This window comes from Curtobacterium herbarum, assembly GCF_016907335.1.
Lineage (GTDB): Bacteria > Actinomycetota > Actinomycetes > Actinomycetales > Microbacteriaceae > Curtobacterium > Curtobacterium herbarum.
Genome location: NZ_JAFBBT010000001.1, coordinates 2,664,742 through 2,684,401, shown reverse-complemented (window position 1 = coordinate 2,684,401; position 19,660 = coordinate 2,664,742). Strand labels below are relative to the sequence as shown.

21 protein-coding genes are annotated in these 19,660 nt (G+C 70.2%); 16 read left to right on the top strand and 5 right to left on the bottom strand.

Translation table 11 applies throughout. From position 1 onward, the window contains the following. Positions 1 to 123 precede the first annotated feature (123 nt). The 11 genes from iolC to JOD51_RS12685 all read left to right on the top strand — a co-directional run bounded on the left by iolC (position 124) and on the right by JOD51_RS12685 (position 12,440). Complete coding sequence (iolC, locus tag JOD51_RS12735) at positions 124 to 1,176, top strand: 5-dehydro-2-deoxygluconokinase (RefSeq protein ID WP_204609059.1); 1,053 nt, start codon at positions 124 to 126, stop codon at positions 1,174 to 1,176. Beyond that, on the top strand, positions 1,169 to 2,158 hold the full coding sequence (locus tag JOD51_RS12730; protein WP_204609057.1) for a class I fructose-bisphosphate aldolase: 990 nt from the start codon (positions 1,169 to 1,171) through the stop codon (positions 2,156 to 2,158). Before iolC ends, JOD51_RS12730 begins: the two co-directional genes overlap by 8 nt. Further along, positions 2,155 to 3,693 carry a CoA-acylating methylmalonate-semialdehyde dehydrogenase gene (locus tag JOD51_RS12725; RefSeq protein ID WP_204609055.1) on the top strand — a complete coding sequence of 513 codons (1,539 nt, stop codon included), beginning with the start codon at positions 2,155 to 2,157 and terminating at the stop codon, positions 3,691 to 3,693. The genes JOD51_RS12730 and JOD51_RS12725 overlap by 4 nt, the downstream gene beginning before the upstream one ends. A 10-nt stretch (positions 3,694 to 3,703) precedes the next feature. Continuing rightward, positions 3,704 to 4,615, top strand: a complete 912-nt coding sequence (iolB, locus tag JOD51_RS12720) for a 5-deoxy-glucuronate isomerase (RefSeq protein ID WP_204609053.1) — start codon at positions 3,704 to 3,706, stop codon at positions 4,613 to 4,615. Positions 4,616 to 4,632: 17 nt separating this feature from the next. Then, on the top strand, positions 4,633 to 6,552 hold the full coding sequence (gene iolD / locus JOD51_RS12715; protein ID WP_204611211.1) for a 3D-(3,5/4)-trihydroxycyclohexane-1,2-dione acylhydrolase (decyclizing): 1,920 nt from the start codon (positions 4,633 to 4,635) through the stop codon (positions 6,550 to 6,552). A 33-nt stretch (positions 6,553 to 6,585) separates the two neighbouring features. Next, entirely contained in the window at positions 6,586 to 7,539 is a 954-nt protein-coding gene (locus tag JOD51_RS12710) for a sugar phosphate isomerase/epimerase family protein (protein WP_204609051.1), read from the top strand. 43 nt (positions 7,540 to 7,582) lie between these two features. Beyond that, positions 7,583 to 8,635, top strand: coding sequence for a Gfo/Idh/MocA family protein (locus JOD51_RS12705; protein WP_204609048.1), 1,053 nt, complete (start codon positions 7,583 to 7,585; stop codon positions 8,633 to 8,635). 3 nt (positions 8,636 to 8,638) lie between these two features. Then, positions 8,639 to 9,508, top strand: coding sequence for a sugar phosphate isomerase/epimerase family protein (locus JOD51_RS12700; RefSeq protein ID WP_204609045.1), 870 nt, complete (start codon positions 8,639 to 8,641; stop codon positions 9,506 to 9,508). Further along, positions 9,505 to 10,617 carry a transaldolase family protein gene (locus tag JOD51_RS12695; protein ID WP_204609042.1) on the top strand — a complete coding sequence of 371 codons (1,113 nt, stop codon included), beginning with the start codon at positions 9,505 to 9,507 and terminating at the stop codon, positions 10,615 to 10,617. The genes JOD51_RS12700 and JOD51_RS12695 overlap by 4 nt, the downstream gene beginning before the upstream one ends. Positions 10,618 to 10,633: 16 nt before the next feature. After that, entirely contained in the window at positions 10,634 to 11,827 is a 1,194-nt protein-coding gene (locus JOD51_RS12690; RefSeq protein ID WP_204611209.1) for a Gfo/Idh/MocA family protein, read from the top strand. 205 nt (positions 11,828 to 12,032) lie between these two features. Next, complete coding sequence (locus JOD51_RS12685) at positions 12,033 to 12,440, top strand: tautomerase family protein (protein WP_204609039.1); 408 nt, start codon at positions 12,033 to 12,035, stop codon at positions 12,438 to 12,440. 15 nt (positions 12,441 to 12,455) lie between these two features. Here JOD51_RS12685 and JOD51_RS12680 read toward each other — a convergent pair whose 3' ends face one another. Both JOD51_RS12680 and JOD51_RS12675 read right to left on the bottom strand, forming a co-directional pair. After that, positions 12,456 to 13,214, bottom strand: coding sequence for a GntR family transcriptional regulator (locus JOD51_RS12680; protein WP_204609036.1), 759 nt, complete (start codon positions 13,212 to 13,214; stop codon positions 12,456 to 12,458). A gap of 154 nt (positions 13,215 to 13,368) precedes the next feature. Further along, positions 13,369 to 14,031 carry an exonuclease domain-containing protein gene (locus JOD51_RS12675; RefSeq protein ID WP_204609033.1) on the bottom strand — a complete coding sequence of 221 codons (663 nt, stop codon included), beginning with the start codon at positions 14,029 to 14,031 and terminating at the stop codon, positions 13,369 to 13,371. A 47-nt stretch (positions 14,032 to 14,078) separates the two neighbouring features. Between JOD51_RS12675 and JOD51_RS12670 the strand changes: the two genes are divergently transcribed. The 4 genes from JOD51_RS12670 (at position 14,079) to JOD51_RS12655 (ending at position 17,133) form a co-directional block, all read left to right on the top strand. After that, positions 14,079 to 14,633 (top strand): hypothetical protein, encoded by a 555-nt coding sequence (locus tag JOD51_RS12670; protein ID WP_204609031.1) that lies wholly within the window; start codon positions 14,079 to 14,081, stop codon positions 14,631 to 14,633. A gap of 61 nt (positions 14,634 to 14,694) precedes the next feature. After that, complete coding sequence (gene ychF, locus JOD51_RS12665; RefSeq protein WP_204609029.1) at positions 14,695 to 15,768, top strand: redox-regulated ATPase YchF; 1,074 nt, start codon at positions 14,695 to 14,697, stop codon at positions 15,766 to 15,768. 36 nt (positions 15,769 to 15,804) lie between these two features. Beyond that, positions 15,805 to 16,098, top strand: a complete 294-nt coding sequence (locus tag JOD51_RS12660; protein ID WP_204609027.1) for a hypothetical protein — start codon at positions 15,805 to 15,807, stop codon at positions 16,096 to 16,098. Positions 16,099 to 16,239: 141 nt separating this feature from the next. Continuing rightward, positions 16,240 to 17,133 carry an Abi family protein gene (locus tag JOD51_RS12655; protein WP_204609025.1) on the top strand — a complete coding sequence of 298 codons (894 nt, stop codon included), beginning with the start codon at positions 16,240 to 16,242 and terminating at the stop codon, positions 17,131 to 17,133. Positions 17,134 to 17,156: 23 nt separating this feature from the next. Here the strand turns inward: JOD51_RS12655 and JOD51_RS12650 are convergent, their stop codons facing one another. Further along, the gene (locus JOD51_RS12650) at positions 17,157 to 17,621 is read right to left on the bottom strand and encodes a nucleotidyltransferase domain-containing protein (protein WP_204609023.1); all 465 of its coding nucleotides are present in this window, start codon (positions 17,619 to 17,621) and stop codon (positions 17,157 to 17,159) included. A 185-nt stretch (positions 17,622 to 17,806) separates the two neighbouring features. Between JOD51_RS12650 and JOD51_RS12645 the strand changes: the two genes are divergently transcribed. Continuing rightward, positions 17,807 to 18,148 carry a hypothetical protein gene (locus tag JOD51_RS12645; RefSeq protein WP_204609021.1) on the top strand — a complete coding sequence of 114 codons (342 nt, stop codon included), beginning with the start codon at positions 17,807 to 17,809 and terminating at the stop codon, positions 18,146 to 18,148. 62 nt (positions 18,149 to 18,210) lie between these two features. Here JOD51_RS12645 and JOD51_RS12640 read toward each other — a convergent pair whose 3' ends face one another. Together JOD51_RS12640 and JOD51_RS12635 are read right to left on the bottom strand one after the other, a co-directional pair. Further along, positions 18,211 to 18,498, bottom strand: coding sequence for a hypothetical protein (locus JOD51_RS12640; protein WP_204609018.1), 288 nt, complete (start codon positions 18,496 to 18,498; stop codon positions 18,211 to 18,213). Positions 18,499 to 18,860: 362 nt separating this feature from the next. Beyond that, on the bottom strand, positions 18,861 to 19,637 hold the full coding sequence (locus tag JOD51_RS12635) for an isocitrate lyase/PEP mutase family protein (protein ID WP_204609016.1): 777 nt from the start codon (positions 19,635 to 19,637) through the stop codon (positions 18,861 to 18,863). Between the last annotated feature and the right edge of the window lie 23 nt (positions 19,638 to 19,660).

Below are 19,660 nucleotides of genomic sequence, written 5' to 3'. Positions count from 1 at the left end.
GGTCAGGCCACCGCGCAGAGCGGGGACGGACAACCGGGACCAGCCATGTCATGACATTAGGCCAAGCGTCGTGTACAGTCGGGCTGTCCGACGATGAAGCCGCACGGAAGGTCCTGCTGTCGCATGACGATCGAAGCACCGCACGCGTACGACGTGATCACGATGGGACGCGTCAGCGTCGACATCTACCCGCAGCAGACCGGGCCCCTCGAAGACGTCGAGACGTTCTCGAAGTCGGTGGGCGGCAGCGCCACGAACGTCGCGATCGCGGCGGCACGGCACGGCGCAGACACCGCCGTCATCACCCGCACCGGCAACGACCCGTTCGGCCGGTACATCGCCCGTACGCTGCCGGAGTTCGGCGTCGCCAACGACTTCGTCGACACCGTCGAGGGACTGAACACGCCGGTCGCGTTCTGCGAGGTCTTCCCGCCGGACGACTTCCCGCTCTACTTCTACCGCGCGCCGAAGGCACCGGACCTGATGATCACGGCCAAGTCCCTGCCGCTGCACGAGATCGAGCGCGCACGGGTCTTCTGGACCACGGTCACCGGGCTCAGCGAGGAGCCGAGCCGGACCGCGCACCACGTCGCCTACGCGGCCCGGACCGCATCGGAGCACGCGAGCAAGGTGCACACCGTGCTGGACCTCGACTACCGCTCGATGTTCTGGTCGACGCCTGCGGCCGCCACGCGTGAGGTCGCCGTCGCCCTCGAACACGCGACCGTCGCCGTGGGGAACCGCGAGGAGTGCGAGGTCGCCGTCGGCGAGTCCGACCCGGTCCGCGCGGCCGATGCCCTGCTCGAGCGCGGGGTCGAGATCGCGATCGTCAAGCAGGGACCGAAGGGCGTCCTCGCGAAGACCCGCGACGAGTTCGTCGAGGTCCGTCCGCACCACGTCGACGTGGTCAACGGCCTCGGCTCCGGCGACGGCTTCGGCGGTGCGCTCACGCACGGGCTGCTGCAGGGCTGGGGGCTCGAGCGGGTCCTGTCGTTCGCGAACGCGGCCGGCGCGATCGTCGCCACGCGGTTCGAGTGCTCGACGGCGATGCCGACGAGCGACGAGATCGACGCCTTCCTGCGGGCCAACCCGACGCAGGGCACGGCGACCGAGGGAACGAACGCCGAGGGAACGAACACCGAGGGAACCAACGCCGAGGAGGCGCTCCGTGCCTGAGCTGACCACTTCCGACTTCGACCGGCTGCGTGACACCCGCGCCGGTCACCCCGAGCGGATCGCCTCGGTCCTCGCATCGCGACGGAGGCGCCCCCTCCTGGGCGAGGACGGCAAGCTCTTCATCGTGGCTGCGGACCACCCCGCCCGTGGTGCACTCGCTGTGCGGGACGACCCGGCCGCGATGGCGAACCGCTACGACCTGCTCGAGCGGCTCGTCGTCGCCCTCGGCCGGCCCGGTGTCGACGGGGTGCTCGGCACGCCCGACATCCTGGAGGACCTGGCGCTCCTCGGCGCCCTCGACGACAAGGTGGTCGTCGGCTCGATGAACCGCGGGGGGCTCCGCGGTGCGTCCTTCGAGATGGACGACCGCTACACGGCGTACTCGGCGGCGTCGATCGCGGACTCCGGGTTCGACTTCGCGAAGCTGCTCATCCGCGTGGCCCTGTCCGACGCCGGCACCGCGCCGACGCTCGAGGCCACCGCGAAGGCCGTGACCGAGTCCGCCGCACGTCGGCTGCCGATCATGCTCGAGCCGTTCATGTCCGAGCACCGGAACGGCAGCGTCGTGAACGACCTGTCGGCCGAGGCCGTGATCACCTCGATGGCGATCGCCGCGGGCCTGGGGGAGTCGAGTGCCTACAGCTGGCTGAAGATCCCGGTCGTCGACGACATGGAGCGGGTGATGGCCGCGACCACGCTGCCGACGCTCCTGCTCGGTGGCGACCCGGCGTCCCGTCCGCTCGAGACGTACGCCAAGTGGGCCGACGCCCTCGCCCTGCCGGGCGTCCGCGGGCTGGTCGTCGGTCGGACGCTCCTCTACCCGTCGGACGGCGACGTGGCGGGGGCGGTCGACGTGGCCGCCGGGCTCGTCCACACGGGGACGCCGACCCGTGATCTGTCCACAGACCTGCACGACGCCACTCGGGAACCCGTCGGCTCCGCGAGCATGAACGAACCCGTCTCGGAAGGAAGCAACGCATGACCACCACGAGCGCACCCACCACGACCACCGGCGACGTCGCCGGGGACGCGGTCGTCGGGCACTGGATCGACGGCGCCCACGTCCCCTCGACCTCCGGCCGGACCGCGCCCGTGTACGACCCCGCCCGAGGCGTCGTGACGAAGCAGGTCGCGCTCGCCGACGAGCGCGAGGTGCAGGCCGCGATCGCCAGCGCCGCAGCCGCGTTCCCCGCCTGGAGCGAGCTGTCCCTGAGCAAGCGGCAGCAGATCATGTTCTCGTTCCGCGAGATCCTGAACCGCGACAAGGCCGAGCTCGCCGAGATCATCACGAGCGAGCACGGCAAGGTCGTCTCCGACGCGCTCGGGGAGATCGCCCGCGGGCAAGAGGTCGTCGAGCTCGCGACGAGCATCCCGCAGCTGCTCAAGGGCGAGTTCTCCGACCAGGTGTCGACCGGCATCGACGTGTACTCGATCCGTCAGCCGCTCGGCGTCGTGGGCATCATCAGCCCCTTCAACTTCCCGGCGATGGTGCCGCTCTGGTTCCTGCCGATCGCCATCGCCGCCGGCAACACCGTCGTGCTGAAGCCGAGCGAGAAGGACCCGTCCGCGGCCCTCTGGCTGGCGGCGAAGTTCACCGAGGCCGGCCTGCCGCCGGGGGTCTTCACGGTGCTGAACGGCGACAAGGTCGCGGTCGACGGGCTGCTGACCAGCCCCGACGTCGAGTCGATCTCGTTCGTCGGGTCGACCCCGATCGCGCAGTACGTCTACGAGACCGGGACGAAGCACGGCAAGCGCGTGCAGGCCCTCGGCGGTGCCAAGAACCACATGCTCGTGCTGCCGGACGCCGACCTGGACCTGGTCGCGGACAACGCGATCAACGCGGGCTTCGGGTCCGCCGGTGAGCGCTGCATGGCGATCTCGGTCGTCGTCGCGGTCGAGCCGGTCGCCGACGAGCTCATCGCGAAGATCGCCGAACGTGCCGCCACGCTGCGCATCGGGGATGGCCGTCGGGGCTGCGACATGGGTCCGCTCGTCACCGAGCAGCACCGGGACAAGGTCGCCTCGTACATCGAGGTCGCAGAGCAGGACGGTGCGGTCATCGTGGTGGACGGCCGCACCGTCCGTCCCGACGGGGACGAGAACGGCTTCTGGCTCGGCCCGACGCTGATCGACCAGGTGCCGACGTCGAGCCGCGTCTACACCGAGGAGATCTTCGGCCCGGTGCTGAGCGTGGTCCGCGTGGCATCGTACGAAGAAGGACTGGCGCTCATCAACGGTGGCGCCTACGGCAACGGCACGGCGATCTTCACGAACGACGGCGGCGCCGCCCGACGGTTCCAGCGGGACGTGCAGGTCGGGATGATCGGCATCAACGTCCCGATCCCGGTCCCGGTGGCCTACTACTCCTTCGGCGGGTGGAAGAACTCGCTGTTCGGCGACCACAAGGCGTACGGCGCCGACGGTGTCAGCTTCTTCACGCGGCAGAAGGCCGTCACATCCCGGTGGCTCGACCCCTCGCACGGCGGCGTCGACCTCGGCTTCCCGTCGAACAGCTGACGGGCCGCGCATGACGAACGACACCTGGTTCATCCCGGCCGGTTCCCGACCCGAAGACGGCTGGTCGACCGTCGTCGACGGCCGCGTCGACGGCTGGACGCACACCGGTCTCCGCACCGGCGAGCTGTCCGACGGCGGCGAGCTGCACCTGCCGTCCGACGCCGTCGAGCGCATCGTGGTGCCGCTCGCGGGCAGCTTCACCGTGACGTACGCCGACTCCACGAAGGCGGACACCACGCAGGTGCTCGACGGTCGGTCGAGCGTCTTCGACGGACCGACCGACGTGCTGTACCTCGGGTCCGGCACGACGGCGACGATCACCGGCCGCGGTCGGTTCGCGGTCGCCGAGGCACCGACCGACCAGCACAAGCCGGCCGCCTACGTGCCCAGGCAGGACGTCCCCGTGGAGCTCCGCGGTGCCGGTCAGTCGAGTCGCCAGGTGCACAACTTCGGCACACCCGCGGCGCTCGACGCGGTGAAGTTCATCGTGTGCGAGGTCATCACGCCCGCGGGCAACTGGTCGTCGTACCCGCCGCACAAGCACGACACGAACCGTCCCGGGCAGGAGTCCGACCTCGAGGAGATCTACTACTACGAGTCCGCCGTGGCTCGCGGGGTCGACGCCCCGGAGTCGGCCGACCCGTTCGCGCTGCACCGCACGTACGCGTCGGACGACCGGCAGATCGACGAGTTCCGGCAGGTCCGCACCGGTGACGTGGCCCTCGTGCCGTACGGCTGGCACGGCCCGGCCGTCGCTGCTCCCGGCTACGACATGTACTACCTCAACGTGATGGCCGGGCCCGACCCGGAACGCGTCTGGAACATCACCGACGACCCCGCCCACGGGTGGGTGCGCCAGGTGTGGGAGTCGGAGACGATCGACCCCCGACTGCCCTACACGCACGAGAAGGAGCCCGCGTGACCACTCCCACACGCCGCATGACCGTCGGGCAGGCGCTCGTCGAGTTCCTGGCCAACCAGTGGACGGTCGACGGCGACGTCCGCGAGCGCACGATCCCGGGGATCTTCGGCATCTTCGGCCACGGCAACGTCGCCGGTCTCGGCCAGGCCATCAAGCAGCTCCACGTCGACCAGCCCGGGCTGCTGCCGTACCACCAGGCGCGCAACGAGCAGGCGATGGTGCACGAGGCCGTCGGCTTCGCCCGGATGCACCGCCGACGTGCGACCTTCGCGGCCACGGCATCGGTCGGCCCCGGTGCGGCCAACATGCTCACCGCGGCGGCGCTCGCCACGACCAACCGGCTGCCGGCACTGCTGCTGCCCTCCGACACCTTCGCCACGCGCACCACCGACCCGGTCCTGCAGCAGATCGAGATGCCGCACGACACCTCGATCCAGGTGACCGACGCCTTCCGGCCGCTCTCGCGCTTCTTCGACCGCGTGGTCCGACCGGAGCAGCTCTTCTCGATCGCGCTGCAGGCCATGCGTGTCCTCACCGACCCGGCGGAGACCGGTGCGGTGACGATCGCCCTGCCCGAGGACGTCCAGGCCGAACAGCTCGACGTCCCGGTCGCGTTCCTGCAGCCCCGCGAGTGGCACATCCGGCGCCCGCTGCCGGAGACCGGTCCGCTCGAGCGTGCCGTCGCCGCGATCCGACAGGCGAAGCGTCCGGTCATCGTCGCCGGCGGCGGGGTCCTCTACTCCGGCGCCGAGGACGAGCTGCGCCGCTTCGTCGAGGCCACCGGGATCCCGGTCGGCACCTCACAGGCCGGCGGCGGTTCGCTGCTGTGGGACCACCCGCAGTACCTCGGCGGCATCGGGGCGACCGGCACGGCTGCAGCCAACGCCGTCGCCGCCCGGGCAGACGTCGTGATCGGGATCGGCACGCGCTACAGCGACTTCACGACGGCGTCCCGCACCGCGTTCCAGGACCCGGACGTCACCTTCGTGAACGTCAACGTGGCGTCCTTCGACGCGTACAAGCACGGCACGCAGCTGCCGGTGATCGCGGACGCCCGGGAGGCCCTGGTCGCCCTGACCGCGGCCCTCACCACCGACGTGTCCTCCGCCGACGCGTCCGCCGCCGACGCGTCCACCGCCGTCGACGCCGGCTACGCCGCCGAGATCCAGGACCGGAAGCGCCAGTGGGACGCGGTCGTCGACGAGGCGTTCACCCCGTCGGGCGCCGAGCTGCCGGGGCAGGCCGAGATCATCGGTGCCGTCCAGGCGGCCACCGACCCGCGGGACGTCGTCATCCAGGCCGCGGGCTCGCTGCCGGGTGACCTGCACAAGCTCTGGCGGGTCCGCGATGCGCTCGGGTACCACGTCGAGTACGCGTTCTCGTGCATGGGGTACGAGATCGCGGGCGGCATCGGCGTCCGCCGTGGGGCACCGGACCGCGACGCGATCGTGATGGTCGGCGACGGTTCGTACCTGATGCTGCACACCGAGCTCGTGACCGCCGTCGCCGAGGGGATCAAGATCATCGTCGTGCTCATCCAGAACCACGGGTACGCATCGATCGGCCACCTGTCGGAGACCGTGGGGTCGGAGCGGTACGGCACGAAGTACCGCTACCGGGACGAGACGCTGTCGTTCGAGAACGGCGAGCCGCTGCCCGTCGACCTGGCCGCCAACGCCCGGTCGTACGGCGTCGACGTCATCGAGGTGCAGCCCGGACCGGACAGCATCGCCGACCTGACCGCAGCCGTCCGTCAGGCGAAGGCGAACGACCACACCACCCTCGTCCACATCAACTCCGACCCGCTGGTGTACGCGCCGGACGGCGACGGCTGGTGGGACGTGCCGGTCGCGCAGACCTCCACCCTCCCCAGCACCCAGGCCGCCCGCGCCGAGTACGAGCAGCAGGTCGCCGCGCAGCGTCCGCTGCTCGGCTGAACCCGATCCGAGACAGAAAGCGACAGCGACGTCATGACCGACACCGCCACCCCCACCGGCGACCCCACCACCGACCGGGCGCCCGCCTCGATCCGCATCGGCACCGCCCCCGACTCGTGGGGCGTCTGGTTCCCGGACGACCCGAACCAGGTGCCGTGGCAGCGTTTCCTCGACGAGGCCGCCGCCGCCGGGTACGAGTGGATCGAACTCGGGCCGTACGGGTACCTGCCGACCGACCCGTCGCAACTGTCCGACGAGCTCGAGTCGAGGGGGCTCAAGCTGTCGGCGGGCACCGTCTTCACCGGGTTCCACAAGGGCGAGGACCAGTTCCAGCGCGCGTGGGACCAGGCCGTCGCCGTCGCGGGCCTGGCGGCGAAGCTGGGCGCCCAGCACCTGGTGACGATCCCGGACCTCTGGCGATCCGACGCCACGGAAGAGGTGCTCGAGGCGCGAACCCTGACGGACGAGCAGTGGGAGCGTCTGGGTGCGGGCCACGACCGGCTCGGCAAGGCGCTGCTCGAGGAGTTCGGTGTGCACCAGCAGTTCCACACCCACGCCGACAGCCACGTCGGGACGTACAAGGAGACCGTGCGCTTCCTCGACGTCACCGACCCCCGGTACACGAACCTGTGCCTCGACACCGGCCACTTCGCGTACTACGGCGGCGACAACCTCAAGCTGATCGCCGCGCACCCCGAACGCATCGGCTACCTGCACCTCAAGCAGGTCGACACCGACCTGCTGTTCGACGTCCTGAAGAACGACGTGCCGTTCGCCACCGCCGTGGCCCAGGGCATCATGACCGAACCGCCGCACGGTACCCCGGAGCTCGCCCCGATCATCGAGGCCGTCGCCGCGATCAACCCGGACGTGTTCGGCATCGTCGAGCAGGACATGTACGGCTGCTCGGTCGACGCCCCCGGCCCGATCGCGGAGCGCACCTTCCATCACATCTTCGGCGCCACCTCGGCCGCTCGCGTCTCCTGACGTCCCGTCCACGCAGCGTCCGCAACCCCAGGAGAAGAACACCATGACCACCACGCAGAACCTCCGCGTCGCCGTCGTCGGCGCCGGCATGATGGGCGCCGACCACGTCCGCCGCATCACCGCGAAGATCTCGAACGCGGACGTCGTCGCCGTCGTCGAGCCCGACGCCAGCCGCGCGGCTGCCGCAGCCGCCCTGGCCCCGGGTGCGATCACGGCAGCGTCGTTCGAGGAGGCCCTCGACACCACCGAGATCGACGGCGTCATCATCGCGACCCCCGGGTTCCTGCACGAGCCGATCCTGGTGACCGCGCTCGAGCGTGGCCTCGCCGTCCTCTGCGAGAAGCCGCTGACGACCAGCGCCGAGGACAGCCTGCGCATCGTCGAGCTCGAGCAGGAGCACGCCAGCCGTCCGACGATCCAGGTCGGGTTCATGCGTCGGTTCGACAGCGGGTACCAGGAGCTCAAGGCGCTCCGTGAGTCCGGCGCGAACGGTGCGCTGCTCGCGCTGCACCACGCCCACCGGAACCCGACGACCCCGCCCAACTTCAGCGAGTCGATGCTCATCCACGACTCGGTGATCCACGAGATCGACATCATCCCGTTCCTGACGGGCGAGGCGATCACGAGCGTCGAGGTCAAGAAGCCGCGGAAGAACTCCCTGGCCCCGGCCGACCTGCCCGAGCCGCAGTTCGTGCTGTTCACCACCGAGTCGGGGACGATGGCGATCGTCGAGATCAACGTGAACGCCCAGTTCGGGTACCAGGTCACGACCGACGCCGTGTTCGAGTCCGGCGTCGCGTACATCGGCCGCGACACCTCCCAGACGATCGTGTCCGCCGGGGTCTCGGGTCAGGGCGTCACCCCGTCGTTCAAGGAGCGGTTCGCGGCGGCGTACGACGAAGAGGTCCAGCGCTGGGTGGACGCAGCCCGCGACGGCGGCATCGACGGCCCGAGCGCCTGGGACGGCTACACGGCGTCCGTCGTCGCCGAGGTCGCGGTCCGTGCCCAGCAGTCCGGCGCGACCGAGCACGTCGAGTACGCCGTGCGGAAGCCGGCCTTCTACGACGCGACGGCCGACGCGCTGACCGGGGTGTAGTCCGTGCCGAAGATCGCGCTCGACCCGACACCGTTCCACCACGACCTGGACCTGCTGGAGTTCCCGCGGAAGGTCGCCGACCTCGGGTACGAGTACCTGCAGCTGACCCCGCACCGGGACTTCATCCCGTTCTACCGGCACCCGAAGGCGGACGACGACCTCGTCGACGCGTTCGCGGCGGCCTGCGTCGACGCCGGGGTGCAGGTGGCGTCGGTCCTGCCGGTGCTCCGCTGGTCCGGACCCGACCGCGAGACCCGTGAGACCGCCGTCAAGCAGTGGAAGCGGGTCATCGAGATCACGAAGCGGCTCGGCGTGGACACCATCAACACCGAGTTCTCCGGCCGCCCCGAGCGTGCCGAGGAGTCCGAGGCGCAGTTTTACTGGGCGATGGAGGAACTGCTGCCGATCATCGAGGACGCGGACCTCCGGGTGCTCATCGACCCGCACCCCGACGACTTCGTCGAGGACGGACTCGAGGCGCTCCGGGTGATCCGCGGGCTCAACTCGAAGAACATCGGCTTCGTCTACGTCGCGTGCCACACCTTCCACTACGGCGGGGACATCGACGCGGTCATCGACGCGGCCGGCGACTCGCTGCAGCTGGTCCACGTCGCCGACGCGTACGACCACCGTCGTTCGCACGGCCTCCGGTACATCACGAACCCGCCCGGCAACCCGGTCCGGGTGCACCAGCACCTGCCGGTCGGGCAGGGCGACGTCGACTTCGACGCGTTCTGGCGCGCGCTCGACCGTGTCGGGTTCTCGGCGCGGGACGACACCGTCGCGGTGTCGAGCGTCTTCGCCGAGGACGAGAACGCCGATGCGGTGTCGCGGTTCCAGCTCGACCAGATCACGAAGGGACTCCACCGATGACGAGCACGATCGAGACGCACCGCACGGCCGCGGTCGACGACCGCCCGGTCACCCTGCAGGCGACGGAGCAGACCCCGACCGCGCTGTGGAACGACTCCGCCGACCCGCACGAGCTCGCGACCGCGATCGCTGAGTACGGTGCGGTCGGGGCGACCTGCAACCCGGTCATCGCCTACACGTGCATCCAGCAGGACCCCGAGGTGTGGGTGCCGCGCATCCGGCAGCTCGCCGAGGAACACCCGACCGCGGGGGAGTCCGCACTCGGTTGGATGGCCGTCGAGGAGCTCTCCGTCAACGCCGCCGCGCAGCTGCTGCCGGCGTTCCAGGCCTCCGGGGGCCGCAACGGACGACTCTCGATGCAGACGGACCCGCGACTGCACCGCGACCGTGACGCCCTCGTCGAGCAGGCGGTTCGGTTCTCCGGCCTCGCGCCGAACGTCATCGTGAAGATCCCGGCGACGAAGGTCGGCATCGCCGCCATCGAGGAAGCCGCCTACCGTGGTGTCTCGATCAACGCGACCGTCTCGTTCACGGTGGCGCAGGTCGTCGCCGTCGGCGCGGCCATCGAGCGCGCCCTCGACCGCCGCGCCGCCGACGGCCTGCCCGAGCAGGAGTTCGGCCACGTCGTCACGCTGATGGCCGGCCGGCTCGACGACTGGCTGAAGGCCGTCGTCGCGCGTGACCACGTGCTGATCGACCCCGGGTACCTGGAGTGGGCCGGGGTCGCCGCGGTCAAGAACGCGTACCGGGTGTTCCAGGAGCGTGGGTTCCGCTCGCGGGTGCTGGTGGCGGCCTTCCGCAACGCGTTGCAGTGGTCCGAGTTCCAGGGCGGTGACCTCGTCGTGTCGCCGCCCTTCCAGTGGACGAAGGACATCAACGACAACGCGTTCCCGTTCCGGCCGGACGCCATCGACGACGAGGTCCCGGCGCACGTCATCGACGCGCTCCGCCGCGCGACGCCGGAGTTCGCCCGTGGCCACGACGTCGACGGCATGACCATCGACGAGTTCGACCGGTTCGGCGCCACGGTGAAGACGCTGCGGCAGTTCCTGGACGCCGACGCGAAGCTCGACGCCCTGGTCCGGGACATCATCGTCCCGGCCGAGTAGGACGACGTCGATGGTCATGGACACGATCGGGGTCGGCCTCATCTCGGTGGGCTGGATGGGGCGGCTGCACTCCCGCGCGTACCGGGCGCTGCCGGACCACTTCCCGGAACTCGGGGTCCAGCCGCGCCTGGTGGTCGCCGCCGATCCGGTTCCGGAGGCCCGGGAGCAGGCCACGGAACGGCTCGGGTACGAACGTGCCGTGGCCGACTGGCACGAGGTCCTCGCCGACCCGGAGGTCGACGTCGTCTCGATCTGCTCACCGAACTTCCTGCACCGCGAGATGGCGATCGCCGCTGCCCAGGCGGGCAAGCCGTTCTGGATCGAGAAGCCGATGGGTCGGTACGCCAGCGACTCCCGCGACATCCACGACGCCGTCCAGCAGGCGGGCGTGATCACGAGCGTCGGGTTCAACTACCGGCACGCACCGGCGGTGGAACGGGCCCGCGACCTCATCCGCAGCGGGCGACTCGGCCGGATCACGAACGTCCGTGGCTCCCTGCTCGCCGACTACTCGTCCGACCCGGCCGCTCCGTTGACCTGGCGGTTCGAGCGAGAACGTGCAGGTTCAGGAGTCCTCGGTGACCTGCTGTCGCACGGCCTCGACCTGGCGCAGTACCTCGTGGGCCGGATCGCCAGCGTCACCGCACTCGCCCAGACCGTCATCACCGAACGCCCACTGCCCGGTGCGGGGATCGTCGACCGCAGCGCCGCAGCGACCGGGGACACGAAGCCCGTCGAGAACGAGGACTACGCAGCCCTGCTCTTCCGCTTCGACGACGGGGCGGTCGGCACGATGGACTCCAGCCGGGTCGTGCACGGCCCGCACGCCGAGTACACGATCGAGGTCTACGGCACGGCGGGTTCGATCCGCTGGGACTTCCAGCGGATGAACGAACTGCAGGTCTGCCTCGACGGGCAGGAGGCGGCTGGCTACACGACCGTGTACGTCGCTCCCGGTGACGGCGAGTTCGCCCGCTTCCAGCCCGGTGCCGGCACCGCGATGGGCTACGACGACCTCAAGACGATCGAGGCAGCGCAGTTCCTGGCGAGCGTCCGGAGTGGGCGGCAGCTCGCGCCCTCGGTGGCGGACGGGCTCGCAGCAGCATCGATCGTGGAGGCGGCGGAGGCCTCGCTCGCCGACGGGGCGTGGCACGAGGTGGCGCGCGTCGACGGACCGCTCACGTTCGACGCCCCGACTCCGGTGATCTGACTCCGGAGATCTGACCGGGCCGGCCCACGGGGTCACGGGCCTCTGGGACGGGCCACCGGCCACTCGGCCACACGACGGACGGGAGGCGCGTCACCAGCTGGTGACGCGCCTCCCGTCCGTCGTCGGCGTCGGATGACGCCGGTCCGCTGCAGCGACGGAGAGGCGATAGTATGTCCTGACAAAGTCACCACCAGCAGGAGGCACCATGCCGCTCGTCCGATTCGACCTCGCCACCGGGCGCACCCCCGAAGCAGTCCGCGCGATCGCCGACGCCACGCACCAGGCGATCGTCGACGTCTACGGGATCCCGGAGCGCGACCGCTTCCAGGTCATCACCGAACACCCGGCGACGCAGATCATCGCGCAGGACGCCGGCCTGGGCTTCGAGCGCACCGAGGGTGTCGTCATGATCCAGGTCTTCACGCAGCGCGGCCGTTCGGACGAGGCGAAGCAGGCGCTCTACGCCGCGATCCACGACGCGCTCGCCGGGGTCGGAGTCGCCTCGGAGGACGTCTTCATCGGCTACGTCGAGAACGGCCCCCAGGACTGGTCGTTCGGTTTCGGTCGCGCCCAGTACCTGACCGGCGAACTCGGCGTCCCCTCCGCCAGCTGACGCGGCGGCCGAGCCCTACTTGTCGACGAGCGTGACCTCGAACGAGTACCGGTCCGGCCGGTAGCAGTGCAGGCCGTACTCGACCGCTCGACCCGAGGCGTCGTACGCTGTCCGGCTCATCGTCAGCACGGGGTCGCCGTCCTCGATCTCGAGCAGCCCGGCCTCGTCGTCCGTCGCCGCACGGGCACCGATCCGTTGCTTCGCGACCCGCATCGTCACCCCGCGTGACCGGAGCAGCTGGTAGAGCCCGTGGGCACGGAGGTCCTCGTCGGTGATGTCGGCGAACTCCGGCGGCAGGTAGTTCTCGAGAACCGCCATCGGGACGTCCTCGGCGAACCGGACGCGGAGCACGTGCACGACGGTGGCTCCGACCTCGACGCCGAGGGCCTCGGCGACGACCGGGGTCGCCGGCACGTCGGTCCGGTCGAGCAGCTTCGTCGTCGGCTGCTGCGACCCCTGCGTCAGATCGTCGTACAGGCTGGTCAGCTCGACCTTGCGGGTGACGGGTCCGTGCACGACCTGCGTGCCGATGCCGCGGCGGCGGACGAGGAGGCCCTTGTCGACCAGGTCCTGGATGGCCCGACGGATCGTGGGGCGGGACAGACCGAGGCGCTCACCGAGGGCGATCTCGTTCTCCAGGCGTGCGCCGGGCGGCATCGCGCCGTTGCGGATCGACTCCTCGATGCGCGAGGCGACCTGGTGGTACAGGGGCATCGGACCCGACCGGTCCAGGTCCATGAACAGGTCGGACGGCAGCTGGCCATCGTTGGTCATCGCGGTCCTTCGGAGGGGAGTACGAGCCCGAGGACGGGTGCCGGGCAGGTTGTCGTGACAATACCACCGGGCGCGGCGGCACCACCGGCCGCGCCGGCATCGGCCGCGCCGTCATCGACTGAGGCGGTGACCACGACGCGCCTGCGGGACTGCGTCAGTCGGAGAAGACCATCGGACGACGGGACAGCCGAGGCTGCGCTGCCGCCTTCGGCTTCTCGACGCGGGCGCGCACGGGGTTGATCGTCACCCGGGTCGCGGCACCGAGGGCCTCGACCGTCGGCACCCCGTGGAACCCGGCGGCGTGCACGACGATCGCGGCGCAGGCCTCGGCATCGGCAGCGGCGTCGTGGTGCTGGAAGCCCGAGAACCCGGCGGCCATCGCGGCCATCGGCAGGCGGTACGAGTCGAGCGTGTAGGTCTTGCGGGCGACCTGCAGCGAGCACATCGAGTGGTGCTCGGCGATCTCGATGCCCGTCGCCGCACACCCGCCCGCGATCACGCCCATGTCGAACCGGGCGTTGTGCGCGACGAGCACGTCACCCTCCGCGAAGGCCACGAGGTCCGGGTACTGCTGCTCCCACGACTTCGCGTGCGTGACGTCCGTCTGGACGATCCCGTGGATGCGGGTGTTCCACTCCAGGAAGTCGTCGTGGCCGGCCGGCGGACGGATGAACCAGGAGGCCCGGTCGACGACGCGACCGCCGCGCACCTTGACGAGTCCGACGGAACACGCGCTGGCGGGCGAGTTGTTCGCGGTCTCGAAGTCGATGGCGGTGAAGTTCAGCACGCCGTCGATCGTTGCACGGAGAACCGACATCACCGGAACCGGGCGCGGCGTGGTGCCCCCGCTCCTACCCTGAACAGATGGAGAACCCCGCGCAGATGGAGAACCCCGCGCCGCACAGCCCGCTCGTCCTGGTCCTCGCGGGTACGGGATACGGCCAGCAGGCGCCCCTGCTCTGGTGGACGGACGCCATCGTCCGGCAGGCCGGCTGCACCGTCGTCGCACCTCGGTGGACGGTCGACGACATCGCCGCAGCCGACCCGGTCCGCTTCGTCGAGCACGAACTGACGAGCGCGCTCGCGGGGCGCCGACCGGACCTCGTCGTCGCCAAGTCGTTCGGCTGCGCCGCCCTGCCGTGGGCGCTCGCCGAGGCGGTGCCCGGCGTCTGGCTCACGCCGGTCCTCACCAACGACGCCGTCCGCCAGGCGCTCGCCGCAGCCGACGACACCCACGTCGCGCTCGGCGGCGCCGCGGATCCCGTCTGGCGGCCGGACCTGGTGCGGGGGACGCGGGCGCGCCTCCAGACCATCGACCAGGCCGACCACGCGCTCGAGGTGTCGGGTGACTGGCGGGCGTCCCAGCGCCTCCAGGCCGACGTCCTGGCCGTCGTCGAGGAGCGCGTCGCCGCCATCTGAGCGTGCCGGCCTGGAGGCGCAGGTCGGCCCCGCCGGGCTGCCGCCGGTAGGCTGTCCTCCCGTGGCTCTCACCATCGGAATCGTCGGTCTCCCGAACGTCGGCAAGTCGACCCTGTTCAACGCCCTGACAAAGAACCAGGTGCTCGCGGCCAACTACCCGTTCGCCACCATCGAGCCCAACGTCGGCGTGGTGAACCTGCCCGACCCGCGCCTCGACCAGCTCGCCGAGCTGTTCCACTCCGAGAAGACCGTGCCCGCGCCGGTGTCGTTCGTCGACATCGCCGGCATCGTCAAGGGTGCGAGCGAGGGCGAGGGGCTCGGCAACAAGTTCCTCGCCAACATCCGCGAAGCCGACGCCATCGCGCAGGTCGTCCGCGGGTTCACCGACGACGACGTCGTGCACGTGGCGAACAAGGTCTCGCCGAAGGACGACCTCGAGGTCATCAACACCGAGCTGATCCTCGCCGACCTCGAGACCATCGAGAAGGCACTGCCCCGCTACGAGAAGATGCTCAAGCTGAAGCAGGCCGAGCCCGCCGTCCTCGAGGCGGCGACCGCCGCGAAGGCCGAGCTCGAGAAGGGTGTCCTGCTCTCGGCGAGCAAGGTCGACCTCGAGCCGATCAAGGAGCTCGGGCTGCTCAGCGCCAAGCCCTTCATCTTCGTCTTCAACGTCGACGAGGCGATCCTGACCGACGAGTCGCGGAAGGCCGAGCTCGCAGCGCTCGTCGCACCGGCGCAGGCCGTGTTCCTCGACGCCCAGGTCGAGTCCGAGCTCATCGACCTCGACGCGGAGGACGCCAAGGAGCTCCTCGAGTCGACGGGTCAGACCGAGTCCGGCCTCGACCAGCTCGCGCGCATCGGGTTCGAGACCCTCGGGCTGCAGACCTACCTGACGGCAGGGCCGAAGGAGTCCCGCGCGTGGACGATCGGCAAGGGGTGGAAGGCTCCCCAGGCTGCCGGCGTCATCCACACGGACTTCGAGAAGGGCTTCATCAAGGCCGAGGTCATCTCGTTCGACGACCTCGTCGCCACCGGCTCCATCGCCGAGGCGCGGTCGCAGGGCAAGGCCCGCATCGAGGGCAAGGAGTACGTCATGCAGGACGGCGACGTGGTGGAGTTCCGCTTCAACAACTGATGCTCGAGCACGCGTCGCCCTCCTAGGATCACGTGGGTGGGGGAACGCAGAACTGCAGCCGAGCGGTCAGACCAGGCGGATGAGTTGCCGACGGTCTTTCGTGCCGTCGCGGAGACCCGTCCCCCGCAATGGCTGCGGCGGCCGAAGCGTGCCATCCGCTACGAGGCCCGCTGGCCCGGCGGCCATGTCGAGACGGACGTCCACCTCGTCACGCTGATGTACCGCCGTGCTCCGGCGGACTACTCGGTGGTCACGCGGGTGATGGACGAGCACTGCCCCGAGACTGGTATTGGCCCCTGGGTCCTCTACCCGACGGGCGACCTGCTCTGACGTCAGACGGACCCCAAAACCGAGTACTCTTGCCACCCTCGCAGGACGGTGCTTCGGCTAGAGTGGAAGCAATCGACCCCCTCCCAAGCCTCTCGACGATGCTCAAATGGGAGGGGCCTTTTCGTTCGCGGGGGGATGCGCGTGAAGCCGAGTCTGTCTTGGGACGAGCAGGTTGCCCTTCTGCTCCGACGGGGGCTCGCGATCGGCGACGAGGCAGCTTGTCGTCGATTCCTGGCGGCATCGAACTACTACCGCTTCTCCGGCTACGCGCGGTACTTCCAGGTTGCCCCGCACCTCGGGAACAACGACTTCCACCCCGGCACGACGTTCGAGCAGGTCCGCGCTGTCTACGACGCCGACCAAGCCGTCCGGATCGCTCTCGTCCGACCGCTTGCGGAGGTAGAGCTGCTCCTCCGATCGCACACGGCTCGAGTCATCGCTGACCAGCATGGGCCGTACGTCCGCTACCTCGAGCGGGACTTCTACACAGACGTCCCCGGCCGGGAGCCGACCGTTGCATCCTGTCGTCGGGACATCGCTCGGAGCAGAGACCGCCACATCCTGCGCTATCGCCTCGAGACGGGCGAGCACTCCGACTACAGCAAGCTCCCCGTCTGGTCGGCAGTCGAAGCCCTGTCCTTCGGGACGCTGTCAAAGACCATCGAACGAGGTGGTCGAGGAACACTAGCCGGCGCGGTCGCCTCGAGTATCGGGATCGCGAAGTCGGGATTCGCTGCGCGCGTGAAGGCGCTCGTCTACCTCCGCAACCGTTGCGCGCACCAAAGCCGGATGTGGCATCACTCGGTGGTCGATGCAGGGCCCACCCCGAACAACGTCCGAAGCCGCGCCAAGAAGCTTGCCGGGCAGTTCGGTCCGAGATCTGTACTGGACGTCGTCGTGTCGCTCGACGACCTGACCAGCCGGACCGGCACCTCGGCGCCGATGTTGCCAGTGCTCGTCGAGCAGAACGCGTGTGAGTCTGATTTCTGGCGCGGTCTCACCGCTCCGGAGCGATCGCGCGACCATCGGAGTTGAGCAGCCGAACGGTACGGTCGCGGTCACAACGGGACGGCGTCGTCCCGCACGTGCGCGAAGTACTCATCGTCGAGCTGCTCCTCAGTCATCACATCGACGGGGAACCCGGTGAGCCTTTCGACGGCGACGACGAAGCCGCCGAGGTCGAACAGGTCCGCGCCCGGCTCGGTCCCGACGACCAGGTCGACGTCGCTCCGTGCGGTGTCGGTCCCGCGGACGACCGATCCGAACACCCGCACGTCGTGAAGACGATGACGTGTGGCTTCGGCTCGGATCCGGTCGGCGTGGACGACGAGCGGGATGCTCGGCCGCATCTCGGTCGCCGCGGTGATCAGTTGCAGTGTCTCGGGGTCTGGTGTCTCGGAACCGGCCTCGTGGGCCGCGATCGACGACGCCGCCGCACCGACGACGGCAGCCAGCGCCTCCTGGCTCATGCCGACGTCCTCACGCGCAAGCCGGATCAGCCGCGCGATGTGCTCGTGCTGCATGGCAACTCCTCACCGCTCGACGATCGCCGCTTGACGATCGACGATCGACGATCGACGATCGACGCTACCGGGCTGTGGATGAGGCGAGCGCACACGGCCAGTTGTCCACCGCCCGCGCCTCGTGCCCGATCCTGTACTGCGTGCCCCACCCCGGTGCCTACCGTCGGCACGAGGGAGGGCGACACGTGAAGTTCATCCACTACGACAGCACGGACATCCTGACGGGGGACCTGATCGCCGACGCCATCGCGGACTACGCGGCGGTCCTCGGTGCGAACATCCGGACGGACACGATCGCGGTGCCGACGGTCGGCGAGGACGGCGCCGTGCAACGGACGACGATGCTGATCGGCCCGGCGAGCGAGATCGTGGTGCGGGAGGCACCGGACGACGAGCTCGAGCCGGAAGACGCCGCGTTCATCCGCCGACTGCGGGACGCTGCGGCGACGTGCGGTGGGCAGCAGCCCGTGGACGCGGACGGCCGCCCGCGGTTCGTCGGCGCAGCCGAGGGCGACCAGGCGAGGTAGGCCGACCTCGGAACGACGGAACGCCGCCCCCGGAGGGACGGCGTTCCGACGTGCTGCGGTGCTCAGGCGGCCAGCGCCAGCTCCGGAGCCTGTACGGCGCGAGCCTGCAGGATGGTCCGGCTGGCCTCGCCGCGCCAGGAGCGGCCGGGCACGACCCAGCCCGCTTCGCCGTCGACGGCGACACGGACGCCGGGCGTCAGGAACAGCCCGAGGTCGTCGACCGGCATGCGCACGAGGTACTCGCGCTGCGAGCGGTCCTCGCGGACGGGGAACTCGGCGATGCGGTCGGGGGAGACGATGGGGGCCGCGATGGCGGTCCCGGTGATGATGGTGCGTTCGTTCGTGGTCATGGTGCTGTCTTTCTTCAGTCATTCGGCGTCGCGCGGGGCCGGACGGACTCCATGGTCTCGTCGGCCGCAGGAGCGCGGACGCGCACGTCGGCATTCGACGTGCATGCTCGCCAGTCGGGGAGCGTTGGTCTCGCTGGAATGCGACCCAGGGGGATCGGTTCGAGACGGTCGGTGTGCGCGAGTCAGATGGGTTCGCTGCAATGCACCAACAAGCAACAGTACGCCACGATCGCCGTTCTGTCCACCTGACGTCGACGCAGACGGCCCGACAACGGAGGCGGCACGACGACGGACGGGAGGCCCGGTACCAGCTGGTACCGGGCCTCCCGTCCGTCAGGTGGCGGGGTCTCCGACCCCGTCGCTCAGTTGAGCGTCGGGGTGTCCTCCGGCACGACGCCACCGAGGTACAGGTCCGCGGCGAGGTCGCGGAGTGCGCGCAGGGCGACACGCTGGGTGAGCGGGCCGTAGGAGATGCGGGCGACGCCGAGGGCCTCGTACTCGGACGCGGGCAGGGCGCCCGGCAGGCCGATCACGCTGAGCTTGCCGCGGCCGAGGCCCTCGACGAGCTGCTCGACGACCTCGCGCTGGTGGCCGCCCGGGACGAACACGAGCGGTGCACCGGCGTCGAGGAACGCCTTGCCGCGTGCGATGGCGTCCGCGATGCTCTCCTGGATCGGACGGTCCCCGCCGCGGGCGATCGCGTCGGTGCGGGCGTTCAGCTGGAACGCGACGCCCTCCTGCTCGGCGGCGCGCACGATCGCGGCCACGCGGGCGACGGACTCGTCGAACGGGCGCAGGCGGTCCTCCACGTTCGCGCCGACCACGCCGATGCCGATCGCGCGGCGGATGGTCTCGGCCGGGTCCTCGTAGCCGTCGTCCAGGTCGGCGGTCACCGGCAGGTCCACCGCGTCGACGACGGTCTTCGCGCCGGCGAGGGCGAGGCCGAGCGACATGCCGCCGTCCTCGTAGCCGTACATCGCGGCGATCGAGTGCCCGGCGGTGGCGATCGCGCGGGTCTCGGGCAGCGCGGCGACGGTCTTCGCGCTGATCGCGTCCCAGACGTTCACGACGCGCAGGATCTCGGGGGCGGAGTGCAGGGACTGGAGGGTCGTTGCCTTCTCGGCGGTGCTCGTGGTCATGCCGCCGACAGTAGGCGGGTGCG

Coding starts and splice junctions, on each gene's coding strand:
- iolC (WP_204609059.1), top strand. CDS start 124: ATGACGATCGAAGCACCGCACGCGTACGACGTGATCACGATGGGACGC.
- JOD51_RS12725 (WP_204609055.1), top strand. CDS start 2,155: ATGACCACCACGAGCGCACCCACCACGACCACCGGCGACGTCGCCGGG.
- iolB (WP_204609053.1), top strand. CDS start 3,704: ATGACGAACGACACCTGGTTCATCCCGGCCGGTTCCCGACCCGAAGAC.
- iolD (WP_204611211.1), top strand. CDS start 4,633: ATGACCGTCGGGCAGGCGCTCGTCGAGTTCCTGGCCAACCAGTGGACG.
- JOD51_RS12710 (WP_204609051.1), top strand. CDS start 6,586: ATGACCGACACCGCCACCCCCACCGGCGACCCCACCACCGACCGGGCG.
- JOD51_RS12705 (WP_204609048.1), top strand. CDS start 7,583: ATGACCACCACGCAGAACCTCCGCGTCGCCGTCGTCGGCGCCGGCATG.
- JOD51_RS12695 (WP_204609042.1), top strand. CDS start 9,505: ATGACGAGCACGATCGAGACGCACCGCACGGCCGCGGTCGACGACCGC.
- JOD51_RS12690 (WP_204611209.1), top strand. CDS start 10,634: ATGGACACGATCGGGGTCGGCCTCATCTCGGTGGGCTGGATGGGGCGG.
- JOD51_RS12685 (WP_204609039.1), top strand. CDS start 12,033: ATGCCGCTCGTCCGATTCGACCTCGCCACCGGGCGCACCCCCGAAGCA.
- JOD51_RS12680 (WP_204609036.1), bottom strand. CDS start 13,214: ATGACCAACGATGGCCAGCTGCCGTCCGACCTGTTCATGGACCTGGAC.
- JOD51_RS12675 (WP_204609033.1), bottom strand. CDS start 14,031: ATGTCGGTTCTCCGTGCAACGATCGACGGCGTGCTGAACTTCACCGCC.
- JOD51_RS12670 (WP_204609031.1), top strand. CDS start 14,079: ATGGAGAACCCCGCGCAGATGGAGAACCCCGCGCCGCACAGCCCGCTC.
- JOD51_RS12650 (WP_204609023.1), bottom strand. CDS start 17,621: ATGCAGCACGAGCACATCGCGCGGCTGATCCGGCTTGCGCGTGAGGAC.
- JOD51_RS12640 (WP_204609018.1), bottom strand. CDS start 18,498: ATGACCACGAACGAACGCACCATCATCACCGGGACCGCCATCGCGGCC.
- JOD51_RS12635 (WP_204609016.1), bottom strand. CDS start 19,637: ATGACCACGAGCACCGCCGAGAAGGCAACGACCCTCCAGTCCCTGCAC.